The sequence below is a fragment of the Coleofasciculus sp. E2-BRE-01 genome, assembly GCF_040221695.1.
In the GTDB taxonomy this organism is placed as follows: domain Bacteria; phylum Cyanobacteriota; class Cyanobacteriia; order Cyanobacteriales; family Coleofasciculaceae; genus Coleofasciculus.
The window spans coordinates 54,807-73,360 of sequence record NZ_JAVKEA010000190.1; the positions used below are offsets into that span (position 1 = coordinate 54,807).

4 protein-coding genes are annotated in these 18,554 nt (G+C 46.1%); all 4 read right to left on the reverse strand.

Features of this window, described 5'->3' with window-relative positions; translation table 11 throughout:
- Positions 1–3: 3 nt before the first annotated feature.
- From RIG66_RS23740 to RIG66_RS23755, 4 genes are read right to left on the reverse strand one after another with little or no spacing between them, the layout of a single operon-like run.
- Positions 4–5,721 carry an amino acid adenylation domain-containing protein gene (locus tag RIG66_RS23740; protein ID WP_446381165.1) on the reverse strand — a complete coding sequence of 1,906 codons (5,718 nt, stop codon included), beginning with the start codon at positions 5,719–5,721 and terminating at the stop codon, positions 4–6.
- Entirely contained in the window at positions 5,718–11,747 is a 6,030-nt protein-coding gene (locus RIG66_RS23745; RefSeq protein ID WP_446381166.1) for an SDR family NAD(P)-dependent oxidoreductase, read from the reverse strand. Before RIG66_RS23745 ends, RIG66_RS23740 begins: the two co-directional genes overlap by 4 nt.
- Positions 11,748–11,806: 59 nt before the next feature.
- Positions 11,807–12,673 carry a TauD/TfdA family dioxygenase gene (locus RIG66_RS23750; RefSeq protein WP_446381167.1) on the reverse strand — a complete coding sequence of 289 codons (867 nt, stop codon included), beginning with the start codon at positions 12,671–12,673 and terminating at the stop codon, positions 11,807–11,809.
- Between the two features lie 39 nt (positions 12,674–12,712).
- Complete coding sequence (locus tag RIG66_RS23755) at positions 12,713–18,052, reverse strand: amino acid adenylation domain-containing protein (RefSeq protein ID WP_446381168.1); 5,340 nt, start codon at positions 18,050–18,052, stop codon at positions 12,713–12,715.
- Positions 18,053–18,554 lie beyond the last annotated feature (502 nt).

An 18,554-nucleotide genomic window follows, 5' to 3' on the forward strand; every position in this document is an offset into this window, starting at 1 on the left:
CCCTTAAACCATTTCACCCATTGTCACCACAATCTTACGATCGCCTACGTAAGGATTGCGTCCGTGAGCAGTCAGCATATTATCTAGCATTAACACATCTCCTCTCTGCCAAGGAAAGCTCACTTGAGCTTTTTGGTAAACTGCCATAATTTCTTCAATGACAGAATCTTCAATTGGCGAGTGATCACCATAGTAAACATGCCGTGGAAGATTATCTTCACTGAATGTAGAGAGTAAGGATTCCCTAACTTCTGGTTTTAGGCAAGAGGCATGGTGTAACTGGATTTGATTAAAAAATACCGACTCACCCGTCTGAGGATGCTGGATAATTGCCGGACGCACCTGACGAGTTCTTAAGCCTCCATCGGGTTTCCACTCAACATGAATTGATGCTTTGCGACAATAGTCCTCCACTTTCTTCTTATCAGTGGTATGAAAAAAGTCTTGCCAGCTTACATCCAAACCATTGGTGTAGTTTCGGACATACATTAACTGCTTTTTATCAAATATTTTTCGCAGTTTTGGATCAAGTAATTGAAAGATTTTTCGACAGTCAACTATCGGCGTTTCTCCCCCTGATTGAGACGGTTTTACGCAGAAAAACCAGATTTTTTGGGGGCAGCAGTGCAGATGAGAACTTTCGTTGTGGAATAAGATAGCCTGGTCGGAAGGATAGGGGGTCGAGCCGTAAACTTTTCCAGAAACTCCTTCACGCGGTAAATCACCGTATTCTCCAAATAAACTTGGACAAATAGCTTCAGCTAACCTTTCAAACTCGGAGACTGAGCTAATATCAAATCCTCGGAAAAGAATAGCGCCATGCTTTAAGAGTTCACTTTCTATTAATTCCCGATTACTCTTGACCCATTGTATTATACAAACCTCTTCAATATTCGGTTTAATTACAAAAGGCAATGTTTCCTTGGTCGGTAAATAACCCGTTTTTATCAGTTTCGCTTGTGATAAGTCTACAGCTTGAGGTTGAACGGCTAGAAACTGCTTGAGTTTTGTGATTTTATTCTGTTTTTTTACAGCTTGTTGTTCTTTTTCAGTTTCCGGGATCATGTCTAGAGTATTTATTTTGGCATCAGGTTGCGCCACAATGGTCTTGAGTAGCGTCTCTAACTGACCTGACATACGGTTGATAGTGGCGGATTCAAACAAGTCAGCATTGTACTGCCACTTTCCTTCAATGCCTTGATCCCTTTCTGTCAGAAATAAAATCAGCTCAAACCTTGCTATTTCGTTATCGACCTCCAGAAAGCTTAGCGTTAGTCCTGGTAATTCCAAAGGCGGCATCGGGGCATTTTGAAGTACAAACAACACCTGAAATAGGGGAGTGTGGCTCGATTTTCGCTTAGGCTGTAGAGCGTCTACTAATTTGTCGAAGGGTAAATCTTGATGAGCATAAGCTCCTAAGGCTACCTCCCGTACTCGTTTAAGCAACTCTCGGAAACTGGGGTTTCCACTCAAGTCAGTACGCAAGACCAGCAAGTTGACAAAAAAACCAATCAATGGCTCTGTCTCAGCCCGATTACGGTTGGCAACATCAGTGCCGACAACAATGTCATCTTGATCGGTATAGCGTTGTAGCAGTACCTGAAAACCTGCCAACAGAGTCATGAACAAGGTGACTCCCTCTTGGCGCGAGAGTGTTTGGAGCGCTTTGGATAGATTGGCGGGAATTCGGAACGATTGAGTAGCACCTCGGTTGGTTTTTACTTCTTCTCTGGGACGAACTGTAGGCAATTGCAGCACAGGTAGATTACTACCCAATTGCTGCTTCCAGTAAGCGAGTTGGGCTTCAAGTACCTCTGCTTGCAACCACTGTCGTTGCCAAACGGCAAAGTCTGCGTACTGGATGGGCAGTTCTGGTAGAGGGGAGGGCTTACCGCCACAAAAGGCTTCGTAAAGTGCGGCTAACTCTCGTACCAACACACCTATTGACCAACCATCTGAAACAATATGATGAATTGTGAACAATAGGACATGCTCTTTCTCGTCAAGGCGTAGGAGAGTGTATCGCAGAAGTGGTCCTTGAACCAGGTTGAAAGGGCGTTGGGCTTCTTGACGAGCTAGGCGCTGAACCTCAGCTTCTCGTGCAGCTTCTTGCCAATCGCAAATATCTATTATGGGCAGGCTCAGATTGAGGGCTGGGGTTATCACTTGAACGGGTTGCCCATCAGTTTGGGAAAAGGTCGTTCGTAGACCTTCGTGACGACGCACGATTTCATTGAAACTCTGTTCTAGTACAGTGATATTGAGTTCCCCAACTAGGCGCACGGCAGCAGGAGTATTGTAAATACCACTGTTTGGCTGTAGTTGCTCTAGTAACCACAGTCGCTGTTGGGCAAAGGATAGGGGCTGCTTAGCTTGTCGGGAGGAGACACGCTCAATGGTAGAAGCCTTCTGTTCTAGTTCTGCCTTCATTAGCTCTTGGATGCTCTTAGCCAGTCCAGCTATAGTCGGTGACTCAAACAAGCAGCGTAGCGGTAGTTCTACCTTGAAGGTTTTTCGTAGGAGAGAAATCACCTGAGTAGCCAAGAGTGAATGTCCACCTAACTCAAAGAAATTGTCGTAGACACCTACCTGCTTGAGACCAAGAACTTGATTCCAAATCCTAGCTAGCTCTTGTTCAAGGGAATCGCGAGGTGCGACAAAAGAGCTTTTCAGATAGGAGCTAGCGATATCAGGTGCGGGCAGAACACTACGAGCTATCTTGCCGTTGGGTGTCAGCGGTAGCACCTCTAACTGCATAAAAACCGACGGCATCATGTAATTCGGTAGCTTTTCCTCTAATAAGTTACGCAGTTCGTGAATGATGCCATCTAACGATGTCTGAGCCAGAAGATAGGCTACCAAGCGCTGGTTGCCAGGTTCATCTTCCCTCGCTATAACCACAGCTTGTTGCACGGCTTGGTGTTGGCTCAGTACGGCTTCAATCTCTCCTAGCTCAATGCGGCAGCCGCGAATTTTTACCTGATGGTCGATGCGACCAAGGTACTCAATTGTTCCATCTGGGAGATAACGAGCTAAGTCGCCAGTCTTGTAAACTCTCGTAGGTTGGTCATCCTTACTTTTCACGGGATCGGACAAACCTCTCTCCAAACCTCTCTCCTGCTCTTGAGAAGGCTTTGAATTCTCCCCCCTCGCAGGAGGCTGGGGGGTTAGGTCTGATGTAGATTTTTCTAGATGGCGTGAAAAGCCAGGTTGGTCATCAAGATACGCAAAGGAGTTGGGAATAAATTTATCAGCGGTCAGATTTGGGCGGTTGAGGTAGCCTCGTGCTAGTCCAGCACCGCTGATGTGTAACTCACCAGGAATACCAATAGGTACAGGTTGTCCTTGGGAGTCGAGCAAATAAATCTGGGTGTTGGCAATCGGTCGTCCGATGCTCGCTAAGGCACCAGATCGTTCTGTCGTTTCTACCTTATAGACCGTTGACCAAATAGTAGTCTCCGTCGGACCATAAAGATTCCAAACGGAAGCACCTTTTTTTAGTAACTGCTTCGCCAGATCACTGGGTAAAGCTTCTCCACCACTAAGGATTTTCAACTGAGAACTACCTTGCCACTCAGCAGCCAGAAGCATTCGCCAAGTAGCTGGAGTAGCTTGCATAACAGTAGCACCAGTAGCAGTCAGCCTTGCACTAAGCTTTTTACCATCCGTGGCTACTTCGCGGCTAACCAATACAAGCCGTGCACCAACCATTAGGGTCAGGTACAGTTCTAGGGCAGCTATATCAAATGATATAGAAGTAACCGCTAAGAGCGTGTCAGACTCTGTTAATCCTGGCTTACACTCCATCGACTTTAAGAAGTTGACGACGGCAGTGTGAGGAATTTGCACCCCTTTGGGTTTCCCGGTAGAACCTGATGTGTAAATGACGTAAGCCAAGTTTTCCGGTGTGACGTTGCTCACAGGATTTTCTTGGCTAATCATTTCCCAAGCTTCCCCTTTTTCATCTAAACAGATGATATGCCCCTGATGTTCAGGCAGTCGTTGAAGTAACTGCTTTTGGGTCAGCAGTAACGGTGCTTGGGAATCCGATAACATGAAGGCTAGCCGCTCCGATGGATAGGTTGGGTCGAGCGGCACGTAGGCTCCCCCGGCTTTGAGGATACCCAGCAGTCCGACGACCATTTCCAAGGATCGCTCTACACAGATACCCACCAGTACCTCTGACCTTACGCCCAGCTTTTGTAGATAGTGCGCTAGCTGATTAGCTTTGGTGTTGAGTTCTCGGTAGGTTAACTGTTGGTCTTCAAATACTACGGCAATGGCATCAGGCGTCCGTTCCACCTGAGTTTCAAATAGCTGATGAATGCACAAATCTTGGGGATAATCTGCCTGTGTAGCATTCCACTCCACCAGGAGTTGTTGCCGTTCTACTTCTGTTAAGATAGGCAAGTCTGCCAGACGCTGCTCAGGATTAGCAACAATACCTTCTAGCAAAGTCTGAAAATGCCCCAGCATCCGAGATATTGTGTCGCTGTCGAAGCGATCGCGATCGTAGAAAATCTCTAGCGATAACTCTGAATTCACTTCCACCGACACCGTTAGCGGATAATGGCTTTGCCCAAAAGTACGAATTTCAGAAATTTTAAGATTACCGCTTAGCTGTTGCGAGGAAAAATCACTGGGGTACGTCTGAACGTTCAATATGCTCTCAAACAGAGGCAACCCAGGAGCTATATCACTCCATCTCATAATTTCTATGAGTGGGCTGTACTCGTACTGACGCGCCTCAATTTGCTGTTTTTGAAGCTGCTTTAGCCAAGGTAAGAGCAATTCCTCTGAATGTATGTACGCCCGCACTGGTAGGGTATTGATAAACACCCCCACCATCGACTTAGCTCCTGCTAGAGTGGGCGGACGCCCGGACATAACTGCCCCAAAGACAACATCACTCTCGCCACTGTAACGGCTCAGAAGTAACGCCCAGACTCCTTGCATCAACGTGTTCAGCGTTAGCTGTTGCTGCTGAGCAAAAGAGCGCAATGCTGCTGTTTCTGCCGTCGATAGTTGAATGTTTTGATTGTCATAATTGTTGCCTTGGCTAACCGAGCTGCTCGGCTTGCGATCGACCCTAAGAGAAGTTGCTGTAGTAAAGCCCTTGAGCCGTTGCCGCCAGAACTTTTCAGCCTGAGATAAATCCTGCTGCTGTACCCAGGCTACATAGTCCCGGTAAGGACGGGGTTGCTCTAGGTGCAAAGTTTGACCTTGGCTAAAGGCTTTATAAAAAGCAAAGAGTTCCTCGAAAATTAGAGGTGTAGACCATCCATCCATTAACAGGTGGTGGCGGTTCCAGATGAATTGATATTCATCTTCAGCTAACTGGATTAAAGCTAACCTAATCAGTGGTGCCTGAGAAAGTTTAAAGTCCCCCTCTCGATCTTCCTTGAGAAAATCCTCTAAGCGCTTTTGTTTTTCAACTGTCGCCAACTGTCGCCAATCGTACTGTTCCCAAGGCAATCTCGTTTGTTTCTGTACTACCTGAACAGGCTCTTTAACTTCTTCCCAAATGAAGAAGGTTCGTAAAACCTGGTGACGCTCTATCAACTGCTGCCAAGCCTGTTGGAATGCTGAGATATTCAAATCTCCATGAATGGTGAAGTGGAACTGTTCACAATACATTCCCGATTTTGGCGCATAGAGGGTGTGAAACAGTATCCCCTGCTGCATGGGTGAAAGTGGGTAGATATCTTCGACGTTTTTCATTGTTTTTCAAAACTTTCAGATTTATTAATAGCTGCCAGAATGTTGTCGAGGTCAGCTTGGTTCCATTGGCTGGACTTGAACTGTGCAAAGTCAGAAGGCGTATAGTTTTCTACTGAAGATGATTGACAGGAGGTAATCAGCGATCGCAACACTCCGACAAACTCTTGAGATAATCCCTCAACTGTTTCCCTTCGATACACATTCTCGCTATAACTCCAATCCACTCTTAGCTGACTCTGGGCAATCGACCCATTAATCTCGAACAGATGGCTTCGCTTGCCACGGGGACTGCAAGTTGAGCCGCTAAATTGTTGAGACATCTCGAATAACGAAGACTCAGGTAAAGTTTGATCGAGTTGACCGAGATAGAGGAACAGAATCTCTGCTTCTGGGAGCGATCGCAATTGTTCGGTAATGATCTCATCCTCATTCAGGTAGCGCAGCGCACCGTAGCCAATGCCTTGATTAGGAAAGTTACGGAGTTGCTCTTTCACCTGCTTCAAGGCTTCTTGGGGGGGAGCCTCTTCGCCAATGTTCAAAAGCACGGGGGCAATAGTGGTAAACCAGCCTACTGTCCGTGACACATCCACACGATCAAAGATGACGTCCCGACCATTTCCTTCTAAGTCAACCAACAGCGATAGCGAAGCGCTGCTGCGTTCGCCCTTGGCGTCTCCCCTTGGGAGAAGCGCAGATCGCACTCCAGTCCACTTGGCAAAAGCCTGTGCTAAGGCGGCAAGCAGCACGTCCTCAATCTGCACTCGATAGGCGGCTGAGACTGTCTCTAGTAACGTCTGTGTCTCTTCCACACTCAGGGTTACTGACACAGTCTGAACTGATGCTACAATGTTATCACCTCCTGGATCATCCACTGGCAGTGGTGATACCCATTCACGAGAGGCTGCCAACCAATAGACTTGCTCCCGTTGCAATTCCGTTGACTGGGCGTACTCCGTGAGCCGTTCAGCCCACTGTTTGAATGAAGTCGTCTTAGGCGCAAGCTGAATCGCTTGACCCTGGCTGAGCTGTTGGTAGGCTGTTTCCAGATCCTCCAGCAAAATTCGCCAAGAGCCAACATCCACAAGCAGATGGTGGATTATGAACAGCAGCCGATTTGGTTTGTCTTCTCCTAGGTCAAAAAAGGCAACTCTTACTAATGGTTCTGATCCAAGGTTAAAACTCCCTTGTAACTCGCTAGCGGCTGCCTCAAAAGCCTGTTCTTGCAACCCCGGTGATAGGGCTGACAAATCTATTTTGGAGAAAGGGACAACGCCGTTAGGACTGGCATTAACCTGCTTCCAGCTTGATTCCTCTGGTAAAAAACGTAGACGGAGCGCATCATGGTGTATGAGCAAATGCTGCACCACCTGCTCCAATCGCTCTAGATTCAGAGGTTGTTGCACCTCCAGCAAAATTGCCTGGTTCCAATGGTGGACGTCAAGTCGATTCTGTTCAAAAAACCAGTGCTGGGTCGGTGTTAGAGGGACGAGTCCTTGGATTATGCCCTGTTCGGCTAAAATCGTCTCGGTTTTGCTGGCTACCTCTGCCAACTCAGCGATCGTGGGATATTCAAATATCTGCTGATTAGTCAGACGCAGATTCATTTTATTGGCTCTGGCAGTAATCTGAATGCTGAGCAGAGAATCCCCTCCCAACTCCAAAAAGTTGTCGTAGATGCCGATTTGCTCAATACCCAGGATTTCTTGCCAAATGTTGGCAAGAGTTTGCTCAACTTCATTTCTGGGAGCAATGTATGTACTCGGTAAACTGGGTCTTGAGTAAAGTGAAGGAGAATTGATTTGATTATCTTCTACAGATTTCCCCTTAGTCCACTGCTCGATTCTCGCGTTTAGATCGACAGTAGAGGTTACAACTTGAGTCACTGTATCTAAGGATAATACACGTTTAAATACCTCCAATCCTTCTTCCGGTGTCATGAACAATTCAGTTGATATCTCTGGTCTAGTCGTTAATCGCTCGGCTAATTCCCTTGTTAACCAATTATCCCAATTAACACTAATCCAGCGAACAGAGTTTTCCTGATTATGCTTGTAAACAAACGCATCGGTGAATAGGTGTGCTGCCGGATAAGCTGCCATACCTAACACTCCTACAACAGAGGATATGGAAGAAATAAGCAAGCAGAAATCTAGCTCGATTCCCTGCAAAACCTTTTCTAAGACAAACAGTCCATGTCCATTGGCTCTCAGTTGCTGATCAGACTCAATTTTATTGAGTTCCCTAATCGTACTCAATAATTTAAGTCCAGCGGCGTGGATGACTCCATCAATTTGACCAAAGCGTTCGAGAGATTGCGCGATCGCTGCTTGCATTTGTGACTCACTAGCAACATCAGCGCTGAGAACCAGAACTTCTGCCCCTACGTCTTTAAGTGCCTGAAGTTTTTGTATTTTCCGACTCACTGGGTCTTGTTCATCATGAGTCTTTAGCCATGTCTCCCATTCATCTGTGTTCGGAAAAGCCGAACGCCCTAGGAGTATTAATTTGGCTCGCACTGTCTGAGCTAAATATTGGGCAAACTCAAGACCAATACCTCCTAATCCACCAGTAATTAGGTAGACTCCTCCTTCCCTCAACTGAGTTTTTGATCCGTCCACCTTCTCATCCAAATGAACTGGCTCAAAGGTTTGTACCCAGCGATGATGTCCACGGTGGGCAACCACTGACTCAGATGCTTTAGCCGTCAATTCTGCTATTAGTTGGTCTATCAGTTGATTCTCCTGGGAAGTTCCTGAAGCGGGAAGAACAACATCAATACTTCGACAGGTGATGTTAGGAAACTCTTGGGGAATAACTTTGCCCATTCCTAACCCAGTGGCTTTTTCTGGAGTTAATCGTTCAACACCTGTAAGGTCATGAATATCGTTAGTGACGACCAGGATATTGATGGAAGAAGTAATATTTTGTTTCCCAATCGCTTGTGCCAGGAATAGCAAACTGTAAAAACCAAGATTTTGACAATTTTCAAAAAACTCGATTCCCGAGTGTCTCTGCTCATTCGGTGTGAGACTCCATAAATGGATAATTTCGTCAGGAACTTGGTCTAATAGTTGCAAATCTTCGAGCAAGGCGTCGTAGTCATTCGGCTGCTGGGGATTGATAGTATATTTGCCTTCGCCAAGTTTGCTAAACCGCTCTCCTGGAACTACAGTGATGACATCTTGATTGCTCAGTTCTAGATGTTTGGCAATTTGTGAGCCGATTTGACCCGTATCTACGAAGACTAGCCAGTATTTTTTTGGCTCTATCTGTTCTCTAATCGGTGTAATCGCTTGTTTCCAGACGGGGACATAGAACCAGTCTGCAATATCTGGCTTTTTATAGTCTGCTGAAGCAGAATCCCTTGGTTTTTTCTGGGGTTCAATCCAGTAACGTTGACGCTCGAATGGATAGGTGGGTAAAGGGAGTCGGTGGCGGTGTTCGGAAGCGTAAAAGCTAGACCAGTCTACTGGAACTCCCATTAACCAGAGCTTACCCAGTGTACTCAGCAAGAATTTTACATCGGAGTATTCCTCCTGAGGATGACGTAGTGAAGAGAGTATCATCGGTTCATCTGCCCGATTGAAATGCTTTTTAACCAAAGTAGACAGGGTACGTCCAGCACCCACTTCTAGGAAGATGTGATTGGGTTCACAGAGTAACTGGGTAATGCCAGCCGAAAACTTCACAGTTTGTCGTAGATGTCTAGCCCAGTAATGGGGATCAGTGGCTTCTGTGGCTGTAATCCAGCGTCCTGTGACGTTGGAAATAAAGGGAATATTGGGAGGATTGAGCTTGACTTTTTGGACTTGTTCCTTATAAGACTCCAGAATAGAGTCCATCATTGAGGAGTGAAAGGCATGGGAGGTATGAAGACGACCACAGTCTACGCCTTTAGCCGCGAGTTTTTCTTGAAATGCATCTATTAATTCATGGGAACCCGAAACGACACAGGAGGCGGGTTCGTTGGTAGCAGCTAAGGATAACCCTTCACTAAGTAATGTATTAACCTCTGTCTCTGATAGTGGAATGGAAAGCATTGCACCCGTGGGTAGCTGCTGCATCAATCGCCCACGGGTAGCCACTAGTGCTAAAGCCTCTTCGAGAGACATTACACCAGCAAGGCAAGCCGCAACATATTCCCCAATACTGTGACCAATCATGGCTTGGGGGGAAATACCCCATGACATCCACAACTGAGCTAGGGCATACTCAATGACAAACAAGGCTGGTTGAGTAATGTCAGTCTGCTTCAGTGTCTTGGCTGCTGCTAGTGCTTCTGATTTGTTCGGATAGATTTGCGATCGCAAATCCAGCCCCAAGTGAGGTTTGAGTACTTCACAGCAGTAGTCAACCTGTTGCTGAAATTTTGGCTCACGTTGGTATAGTTCTTTACCCATGTCCACATACTGAGTACCCTGTCCAGGAAACATGAACACAACAGGGCGATCGCCTGGTTCTTGGTAATGGGTCAAAACTTGCTGGGGTTCTAGGGATTCGAGCAACTTGACTGTATCGTCAATCGTCTGACCAACCAACATGCGACGATGGTTGAATTCCCGGCGTCCCACTTGCAGGGTATAAGCCACATCCCCTAAGTTGAGGTGAGGATTTTGTCTGAGGTGTTGGGCGAGATTCTCTGTGGCAGTTTCCAGTGCCGACTCCGTTTTGGCACAGAGGAGTAACAACTGCCAAGGGCGAGACGGACTAGACGCTGGTAACACTGGGGCTTCTTCGAGAACCAGATGGGCGTTTGTTCCACCTATACCCAAAGAACTAACGCCAGCACGGCGAGGGGTTAATCCGGCTTTCCATTCGGTTAGCGTAGTATTGACGTAAAAAGGACTATTGGCAAAATCAATCTGGGGATTGGGTTCGTTGAAATTCAGGCTGGGTGGTATTGACTGGTGTTGGAGAGCTAGAACGGTTTTGATAAGTCCTGCTATGCCTGCGGCTGCATCTAAATGACCGATATTGGTTTTAACTGAACCAATGGCACAGAAGCCCTTTTTCTCAGTGCTGGCACGAAAAACATTAGTCAGTGCGGCAATTTCAATGGGATCGCCCAGGGCTGTTCCTGTGCCGTGGGCTTCAATATAGTTGATGGTTTCAGGCTCTACTCTTGCCAGCATCATTGCTTCTGCGATCGCCTCGGCTTGACCCTTCACGCTAGGTGCTGTGTAGCCAACTTTCAAAGAACCGTCGTTGTTAATGGCTGCACCTTTAATCACAGCCTGAATACAATCACCATCAGCGATCGCATCTGCCAGTCGCTTTAAAACAACAACTCCCACACCATTACCAATGATGATTCCCTGTGCTTTGGCATCAAAAGCACGGCAGTGACCATCGGGAGATAACGTTCCTCCTTCTTCATAGAGATAGCCAGTTTTTTGGGGTACCCGGATTGACACCCCACCAACCAACGCCATATCACATTGGTAATTGAGCAAACTTTGGCAAGCCAGTGTTGTCGCCACTAATGATGTAGAACAGGCGGTTTGAACAGTAATACTTGGTCCCGTTAGATTTAATTTGTAAGAAACACGAGTCGTGAGGAAATCTTTATCATTACCAATCAAGGTCTGGTAGCATTTCGCTGAGCCTACTTTGTCATGGTTTACATCAAAAGACAGATAATTATTGAGACTTGCACCTGCATAAACTCCAATCCGACTCTTACACCTTTGGGAATCATAGCCCGCCTTTTCAAGAGCTTCCCACGCACACTCTAAGAACAGGCGGTGTTGCGGATCGGTTGTTTCAGCTTCTTTAGGGTTAAAGTCAAAGAATGAAGCATCAAATAATTCAATATCTTCTACTATTGCACCAGTTTTTACATAATTTAAGTTGTTTAAAACTGCCTGATCTATTCCCGATGCTATCAATTCAGCATCCGTAAAAACTGAAATCGATTCTAATCCGGTTTGCAGGTTTTTCCAAAACTCTTCAAGGTTTTTCGCTCCAGGAAAACGACCTGCCATACCGATAATGGCTATTTCTTCCACTGTTCCGTAAGCTTCCATACTCTCTTTTTCTTATTTATCGGGTTGAGCCAATCAATGATTTTTCTGGAATTAATGTTTTACTTAAGGTAACTTAAAGTAGTCAAAATTCGTCTTCTCGTATCTTTAAAGGCTCTACGACCATGCAAAAATCTTGAATTATCAATCATAGCTAGGTCACCGGATTGCCACGGTATCACTTCCGTTAACCTATTCATGATTTCCTTAATTTCATTGATAACTGTCTCAGGAATCGGTGAACCATCTTCAAATGTTACGACTCCCCTGGGATTTTTATACTCTGAAATTAGGCTATTCGCAAATGCCTCATGATTCCCATATTTATTTTTTACCACAGCCGAGCAAACATAGTCCAGAGAAACGGATTGATCGGGGTTAATCTGATAACTTACTCCCTCAAGACCATCAAGAGTCCTCTTTACATCAACAAGCGTAGAGCCTGTCCCTAGAAAATGTCTCCAAGCGGCAGCAGGAAATTTTTGAAAAAACCTTATTTTCTTGTCAATAAACAACGCCATTAACTCTTCACTCATGTCCTGCCACACCCGCACGCCATCCCAAACTAATGTTTCACCCCCTTGTGCTACGGGTACGACACAGCAAAACCAAATAACATCAGGTCGAAAGGGAGAATTAGCGTGTTCACAGTGCGGACTAATGTAATGGGTTCCTCCATCTACCAAACCAATAAACCCATCCTTAGAATCAACACGTCTTCTAGTTTCATCTCGAACAAATCTAGAACTAAATTGTTCGGCAAAGGCTTTCATTTTTTGAGAGTCAACCTCAAATCCTCGAAACAGAAGGAATCCACAGGACTTAAACTTTTCTATGATTTGTGCGGTTGAGAGTCCCAAAAGCCCCAGATTATGCTCATTTTTGATAATTTTAGTCTCTTGGGTATTTAAGAATGAAGATTGAATCATGGCAAATTTTCTCTAGTATCAGGGTTGAGGCTTCAGATTTCATCTGTGAAAGGGTTTACGTCGCTGGCTGACTTCTAGTTGCTTCTGAACTCGGTCGCGCATTGCCCCAAAAACAGGCTGTTGCTTTTGCTTTTGGCTTAAGTATTGCACCAACGTTTTAATCGTTGGGTTTTGGAACATTTCTATAATTGACAAATTCCAGTTAAAACGTTCCCGGAGTTGGCTGTGAACCTGAATGATTAACAAAGAATGACCGCCAAGGTCAAAGAAATTGTCATTAATGCCCACTTTTTCCAGGTGTAATACGTCTCGCCAAATAGTCGCGATCGCACGTTCCACTTCCGAACGAGGCGCCTCATAAGTCGCTGTCAACATTGGGCGTAAACCTTCAGATGCAGGCAAGGCATGGCGATCGACTTTGCCGTTGGGCAAGAGCGGTAGAGCCTCCAGCAAGACGAACATAGAAGGCACCATATAATCAGGCAGCCATTCCTTGAGATAGCTTCGCAGTTCGTCCGTTGTAGGAGTGTCAGCACTATGGGAAACGACATAGGCTACCAGTTGCATTTCACCACCGCCCTCCTGTGCGAGAACCACGACTTCTCGCACCCTTGGATGTTTGACCAATACCGCCTCAACTTCTCCGAGTTCGATACGGAAGCCGCGAATCTTCACTTGGTTGTCAATTCGTCCGAGAAATTCGATAGTTCCATCGGGTAAGTAGCGAGCTAAATCACCCGTTTTGTACAGACGATTGAATTTTGAATGTTCAAAGGGGTTTGGAATAAACGTCTCGGCTGTCAACTCCGGACGGTTGAGATAACCTCGCGCCAAACCAATACCGCCAATGTGCAACTCACCGGGAACTCCAACGGGAACAGGCTGTAAGTGCTGATCCAGTAAATAAATTTGGATGTTGGCAATGGGACGACCAATCGGCACAACTCGCTCTTTGCTACCCGGCTGGCAAACCCAGAAGGTAACATCAATTGCGGCTTCCGTTGGTCCGTAAAGATTGTGCAGTTCTGCATTCAGACGAGCAAAGAATCGTTCTTGCAGGTCAACCGAGAGTGCCTCACCACTACAAATAACCCGCTTGATGCTACGACAGGCATTTAGAGAGGGTTCCTCTAGAAAGAGTTGCAACATTGAGGGAACAAAGTGCAGGGTAGTGATTTGCTCTTTGGCAATGAGTTCGACAAGATAAGTACTATCTCGATGACCTTCGGGCTTCGCTAACACTAGATGAGCACCTACAATCAGCGGCCAGAAGAATTCCCAAACCGACACATCAAAGCTGAACGGTGTCTTCTGTAAAACCCTGTCTGCGGCTGTTAATGGATAGGTATCCTGCATCCACAGCAAGCGGTTACATAAGCCTTGGTGGGTATTCATCGCCCCTTTCGGTTGACCCGTGGAGCCAGAGGTATAAATAAGATATGCTAGGTTTTCAAGGGTTATACCACTGATCGGATTTTCTTGACTCTGATCAGCTAGCACTTGCCCGTCGGCATCTAGGCACACCACCTTAGCGTTGTGTTGAGGAAGTGCGTTCGCGAACTTGGCTTGAGTTAGGAGTACGGATACGCAAGCATCTTTCAGCATGAACGCTAGACGCTCTTGAGGATAGGTGGGGTCTAATGGTACATAAGCTCCTCCAGCTTTGAGAATACCTAAGAGTCCGATCACCATTTCCAGCGATCGCTCCACGCAGATCCCCACCAGTACCTCTGGTGCCACGCCCAGCTTTTGCAGATAGTGCGCCAACTGATTTGCGCTGTTGTTTAACTCTCGGTAAGTCAGTTGCTGGTTCTCAAAAACTACAGCAGTTGCATCTGGTGTTCGCTCTACTTGAGCTTCAAAAAGCTGATGGATACACAAATCTTTGGGATATTCTGTCTGTGTATCATTCCAAACCACAAGCTGTTGATGCTGCTCTGCTTCTGACAAGAGGGGTAAGTCCGAAAGGCGTTGGTCGGGATTGGCGACAATACCCTCTAATAAGTTACTAAAATGTCCCAACATTCGGGTAATTGTAGCATTCTCAAATAAATCAGTGTTGTACTCAAAGGAGGCAGTCAATTCTCCTGGTTTGACTTCAATAAACAGGCTTAAATCAAACTGCGAAGTTAGGCTATCTACCTTTAACTGGTTTAGGGTTAACCCCGGAATTTCCTCCAGTTGTGGAGCATTCTGGAGAGTAAAGGATACTTGGAATAGGGGATTATAACTAACATCCCGCTGGGGTCGAAGTGTCTCCACCAACTGCTCGAATGGTAAATCATGATGAGTATAAGCTCCCAGTGCCACCTGACGTACCCTACCCAGCAGTTCTCGAAAACTGGGGTTTCCTCCTAAGTTAGTACGCAATACTAAGGTGTTGACAAAAAAACCAATCAGCTCTTTGAGTTCGCTGTGATTGCGGTTAGCAATGGGTGAGCCTACAGGAATGTCATTTTGCCCTGTGTAGCGGTAGAGAAAAGTCTGAAATGCCGCTAACAGCACCATAAATAAGGTGACACCTTCTTGACGCGAGAGCGCCTTAAGCTTATCGGTTAGGGTTTGGGGTAGCGCTAGAGATTGGCTTGCACCTCGAAAAGTCTGAACTGCCGGTCGTGGATGGTCTGTAGGCAGTTGCAAAACAGCGGGGACACCTTCTAGTCGTTGTTTCCAATAGTTAAGCTGGGTTTCTAGCTGCTCTCCCTGAAGCCAGTGCCGCTGCCAGTAAACAAAGTCTTTATACTGAATGGACAGTTCAGGTAAAGGCAAAGAACTTTCGGTCAAAAATGCTTTGTAAAGCGTTACCATCTCCTGAATGAACACCTCTGCCGACAATCCATCCAAAATAATGTGATGCATGGTTAGCAGAAGCCTGTGTTTTTGTTGACCTAAACGCACGAGTTTGGCACGCAATAGCGGTCCATGGGTTAGGTCAAAAGGCTGCTGACTCTCTTGAGTTGCGACGCGCTGTGCCTCAGACTCACGCTCTAATTCCGGAAGTTCTTGGTAATCAACGACCGACAGAATTAGCTTTAAAGAAGGAGCGATAATTTGAACGGGTTGACCATTGACGATAGAAAAGGTGGTTCGTAAAATTTCGTGACGACGCACAATTTCATTAAGACTGCGTTCTAACAACGTCACCTTTAGCGAACCTTCTAAGCGAATAGCAAATGAAATGTTGTAAGCAGGATTACCTGGCTCTAATTGGTCAATAAACCACAGCCGCTGCTGGGCAAAAGAGAGGGGGTGAATATTCGTGTTTGTCGGGACTTTTTTAAGGGTGAGTGATGGTATACAATCTGCCGATTTCAGTTGTTCCAGTATCTTAATCGCCCATTGGGCAATGCTTAATCCTTCAAAAAAGTCCCCTATCGATACGGTTACTTTCAGATCAACTTCAATCCGGTTTTTCAACTCAAACACTCTTAAAGAATCCAATCCCAAACTGCTTAAGGAGTGCTGGAGGTTGATTTTAGACGGTATTATTTGCATCACCTGAGCCACCAACTTCTGAAGATAAGACTCTAGAAGTAACTGACCCTCACCCGGTGGAAGAGATAGGAGAGCATCGCGATTAAGACTAGGAATTGTTTCTACAAAACCAGCAACGTTCAGGATACTACGTTCTATGATAATCAGATTGCCTGCCAAGAACTTAGCTTTACAAGCACGACGTTGAATCTTACCACTAGACGTCTTGGGTATACTCCCAGGCTTAATTAAAACCACTCCATAAACTTGCACTTCATGGTCTTCAGTCACAGCCTGACGAATGGTGGCGGTTACTTCCTCAATATTAGGTTTGGCGCGAAACTCCAGTTCTTGAACCACAACCAATCGTTCTTCATTGTCAACCTCTACCGTAAACGCTGCACCACTTCTTGTTCTCAGGGACGGATGACTACGTTCTACTGTCCGTTCAATATCTTGGGGGTAAAGATTACGACCGCGAATAATAATTAAATCCTTCAATCGACCCGTAATAAAGAGTTCCCCATTCTGTAAAAAACCTAAGTCTCCTGTCCGCAAAAATGGTCCTTGACCTGTATCGGATAAATAGGCGCGGAATGTTTTTTTTGTCTCTTCCTGTTGATGCCAATAACCATAACCGATACTGGCACTGGATACCCAGATTTCGCCAATCTCATTGGGTAGACATTGGGTTAAGGTTTCAGGATGAACAATATGAATTGTCTGATCCGGTAGGGTTTGACCGCAACCGACTAAAGCGTAAATTGTTTTATTTTGATGCTCGGTGCTGGCTTCAATCGCTTGATTGCGTTCTAGCGCATCTCCTTGAATCGTTTTGTACACGGGTGGAGCCGTTTTTCGACCCCCAGATACCATCAAACTTGCTTCTGCCATCCCATAACAGGGATAGAAGGCTTCCGGACGAAAGCCGCAGGGGGCAAATTTGGTACAGAATTTCTGCAAGGTTTCCGGTTGGATAGGTTCAGCACCATTAAACGCGACATCCCAGCGACTTAAATCTAGGGTTTCTAGTTGCTCTGGCGTAATTCTTTGCAGACATAATTCATAGGCAAAATTGGGTCCACCACTGGTTGTACCTTGGTAACGGGAAATGGCTTGCAACCAACGGTAAGGACGTTGGAGAAATGCCGCTGGAGGCATTAAGATGCAAGGAAATCCGCCATACAAGGGTTGCAGGATGCCCCCAATTAACCCCATGTCATGGTACGTCGGCAACCACGACACAAATTTACTCTGAGGCGAATGTTCCATGAGACGGTACGTCATGGCGGCATTATGTAGCAGGTTACCATGACTGAGCATGACTCCCTTGGGTGTCCCGGTAGACCCTGATGTATATTGCAGAAAGGCTAATGTATCTGTGGTTATTGAAGGCTTTTGCCAACTTTCTTCTAGTCCATTGCCCAGACTATCAGTCGTCAGCCACTGTAAATCCCCAAGGGCAGTTTTTTCAGCAAGTAGAGATTGCACCTTAGACAAGGTTGCTGTTGTCGTCAGAGCGATCGCGGCTTGAGCGTTTGCCACAACTGCCTGTATCCTGGGCATATTCCGTTGGTTGCGAGGTGGGTAAGCCGGAACTGCAACCACCCCAGCGTACAGACACCCAAAAAATGCTGCCAGATACTCTAACCCTGGTGGATACAGCAATAGGGCGCACTCACCACTTAAACCCATTGCTTGAAGTTGAGAGGCGATCGCTCTTGCCTGCCGATCTAACTCTCGATATGTCAAGCGATCGCCTTCGGTTTCGCCATCGGGCAAAAAGGTGAAAGCCACTTGGTTCGGTTGGTGTAGCGTTCGTTGACGCAGCAGATCCACCCAGGTTGAACTATTCAGGAGGATTTCTGAACACAGGCTTGAAGATTGGATGCGTTTACTTTGCATACTTGGTGCAACCCTGAACTTTTGCATCTGACGATTTCAGCGATATCAAATCCCGTCAAACTGGATACCATCGATTCGGTACTTCTAATACAGATTGCTCGCTGTGGTGATCAAGACAAGAGTTTATCCAAAGGCTCTGGTTTGATCGTCTCATATCATGTCCCTACGATTGCCCATAATTGCAATGCTGCAATAACAGGGGTTTCAGGCGTTTTTATTAGGGGTGTTTGACCGGACATGATATCAACGGATAGCCGTGCCAGCACAAGATGTTATGCCGCACTGTACGGCTATGGCGTTTTCCCACGCGCTTATTGATATCAATTTTTAATTAACCTCTGTTAAAGTACAGCAGGTTTCTCAATCTCGTCAAGCCTTAATCGAAAATCTTTTTCATTTATTTATGCCTCCCTTAGTCTGTCCCAATCTTGCCCAGAGGACCGGAAAGACCAAGAGCCTTATCTAGAGAGGGTTTCGGCAGAATTGTGATCCTGTCCGATCA

Bases quoted from the DNA above. Each gene is read 5' to 3' on its own strand.
- RIG66_RS23745 (WP_446381166.1), bottom strand. From the start codon at position 11,747: ATGGAAGCTTACGGAACAGTGGAAGAAATAGCCATTATCGGTATGGCA.
- RIG66_RS23740 (WP_446381165.1), bottom strand. From the start codon at position 5,721: ATGAAAAACGTCGAAGATATCTACCCACTTTCACCCATGCAGCAGGGG.
- RIG66_RS23755 (WP_446381168.1), bottom strand. From the start codon at position 18,052: ATGCAAAGTAAACGCATCCAATCTTCAAGCCTGTGTTCAGAAATCCTC.
- RIG66_RS23750 (WP_446381167.1), bottom strand. From the start codon at position 12,673: ATGATTCAATCTTCATTCTTAAATACCCAAGAGACTAAAATTATCAAA.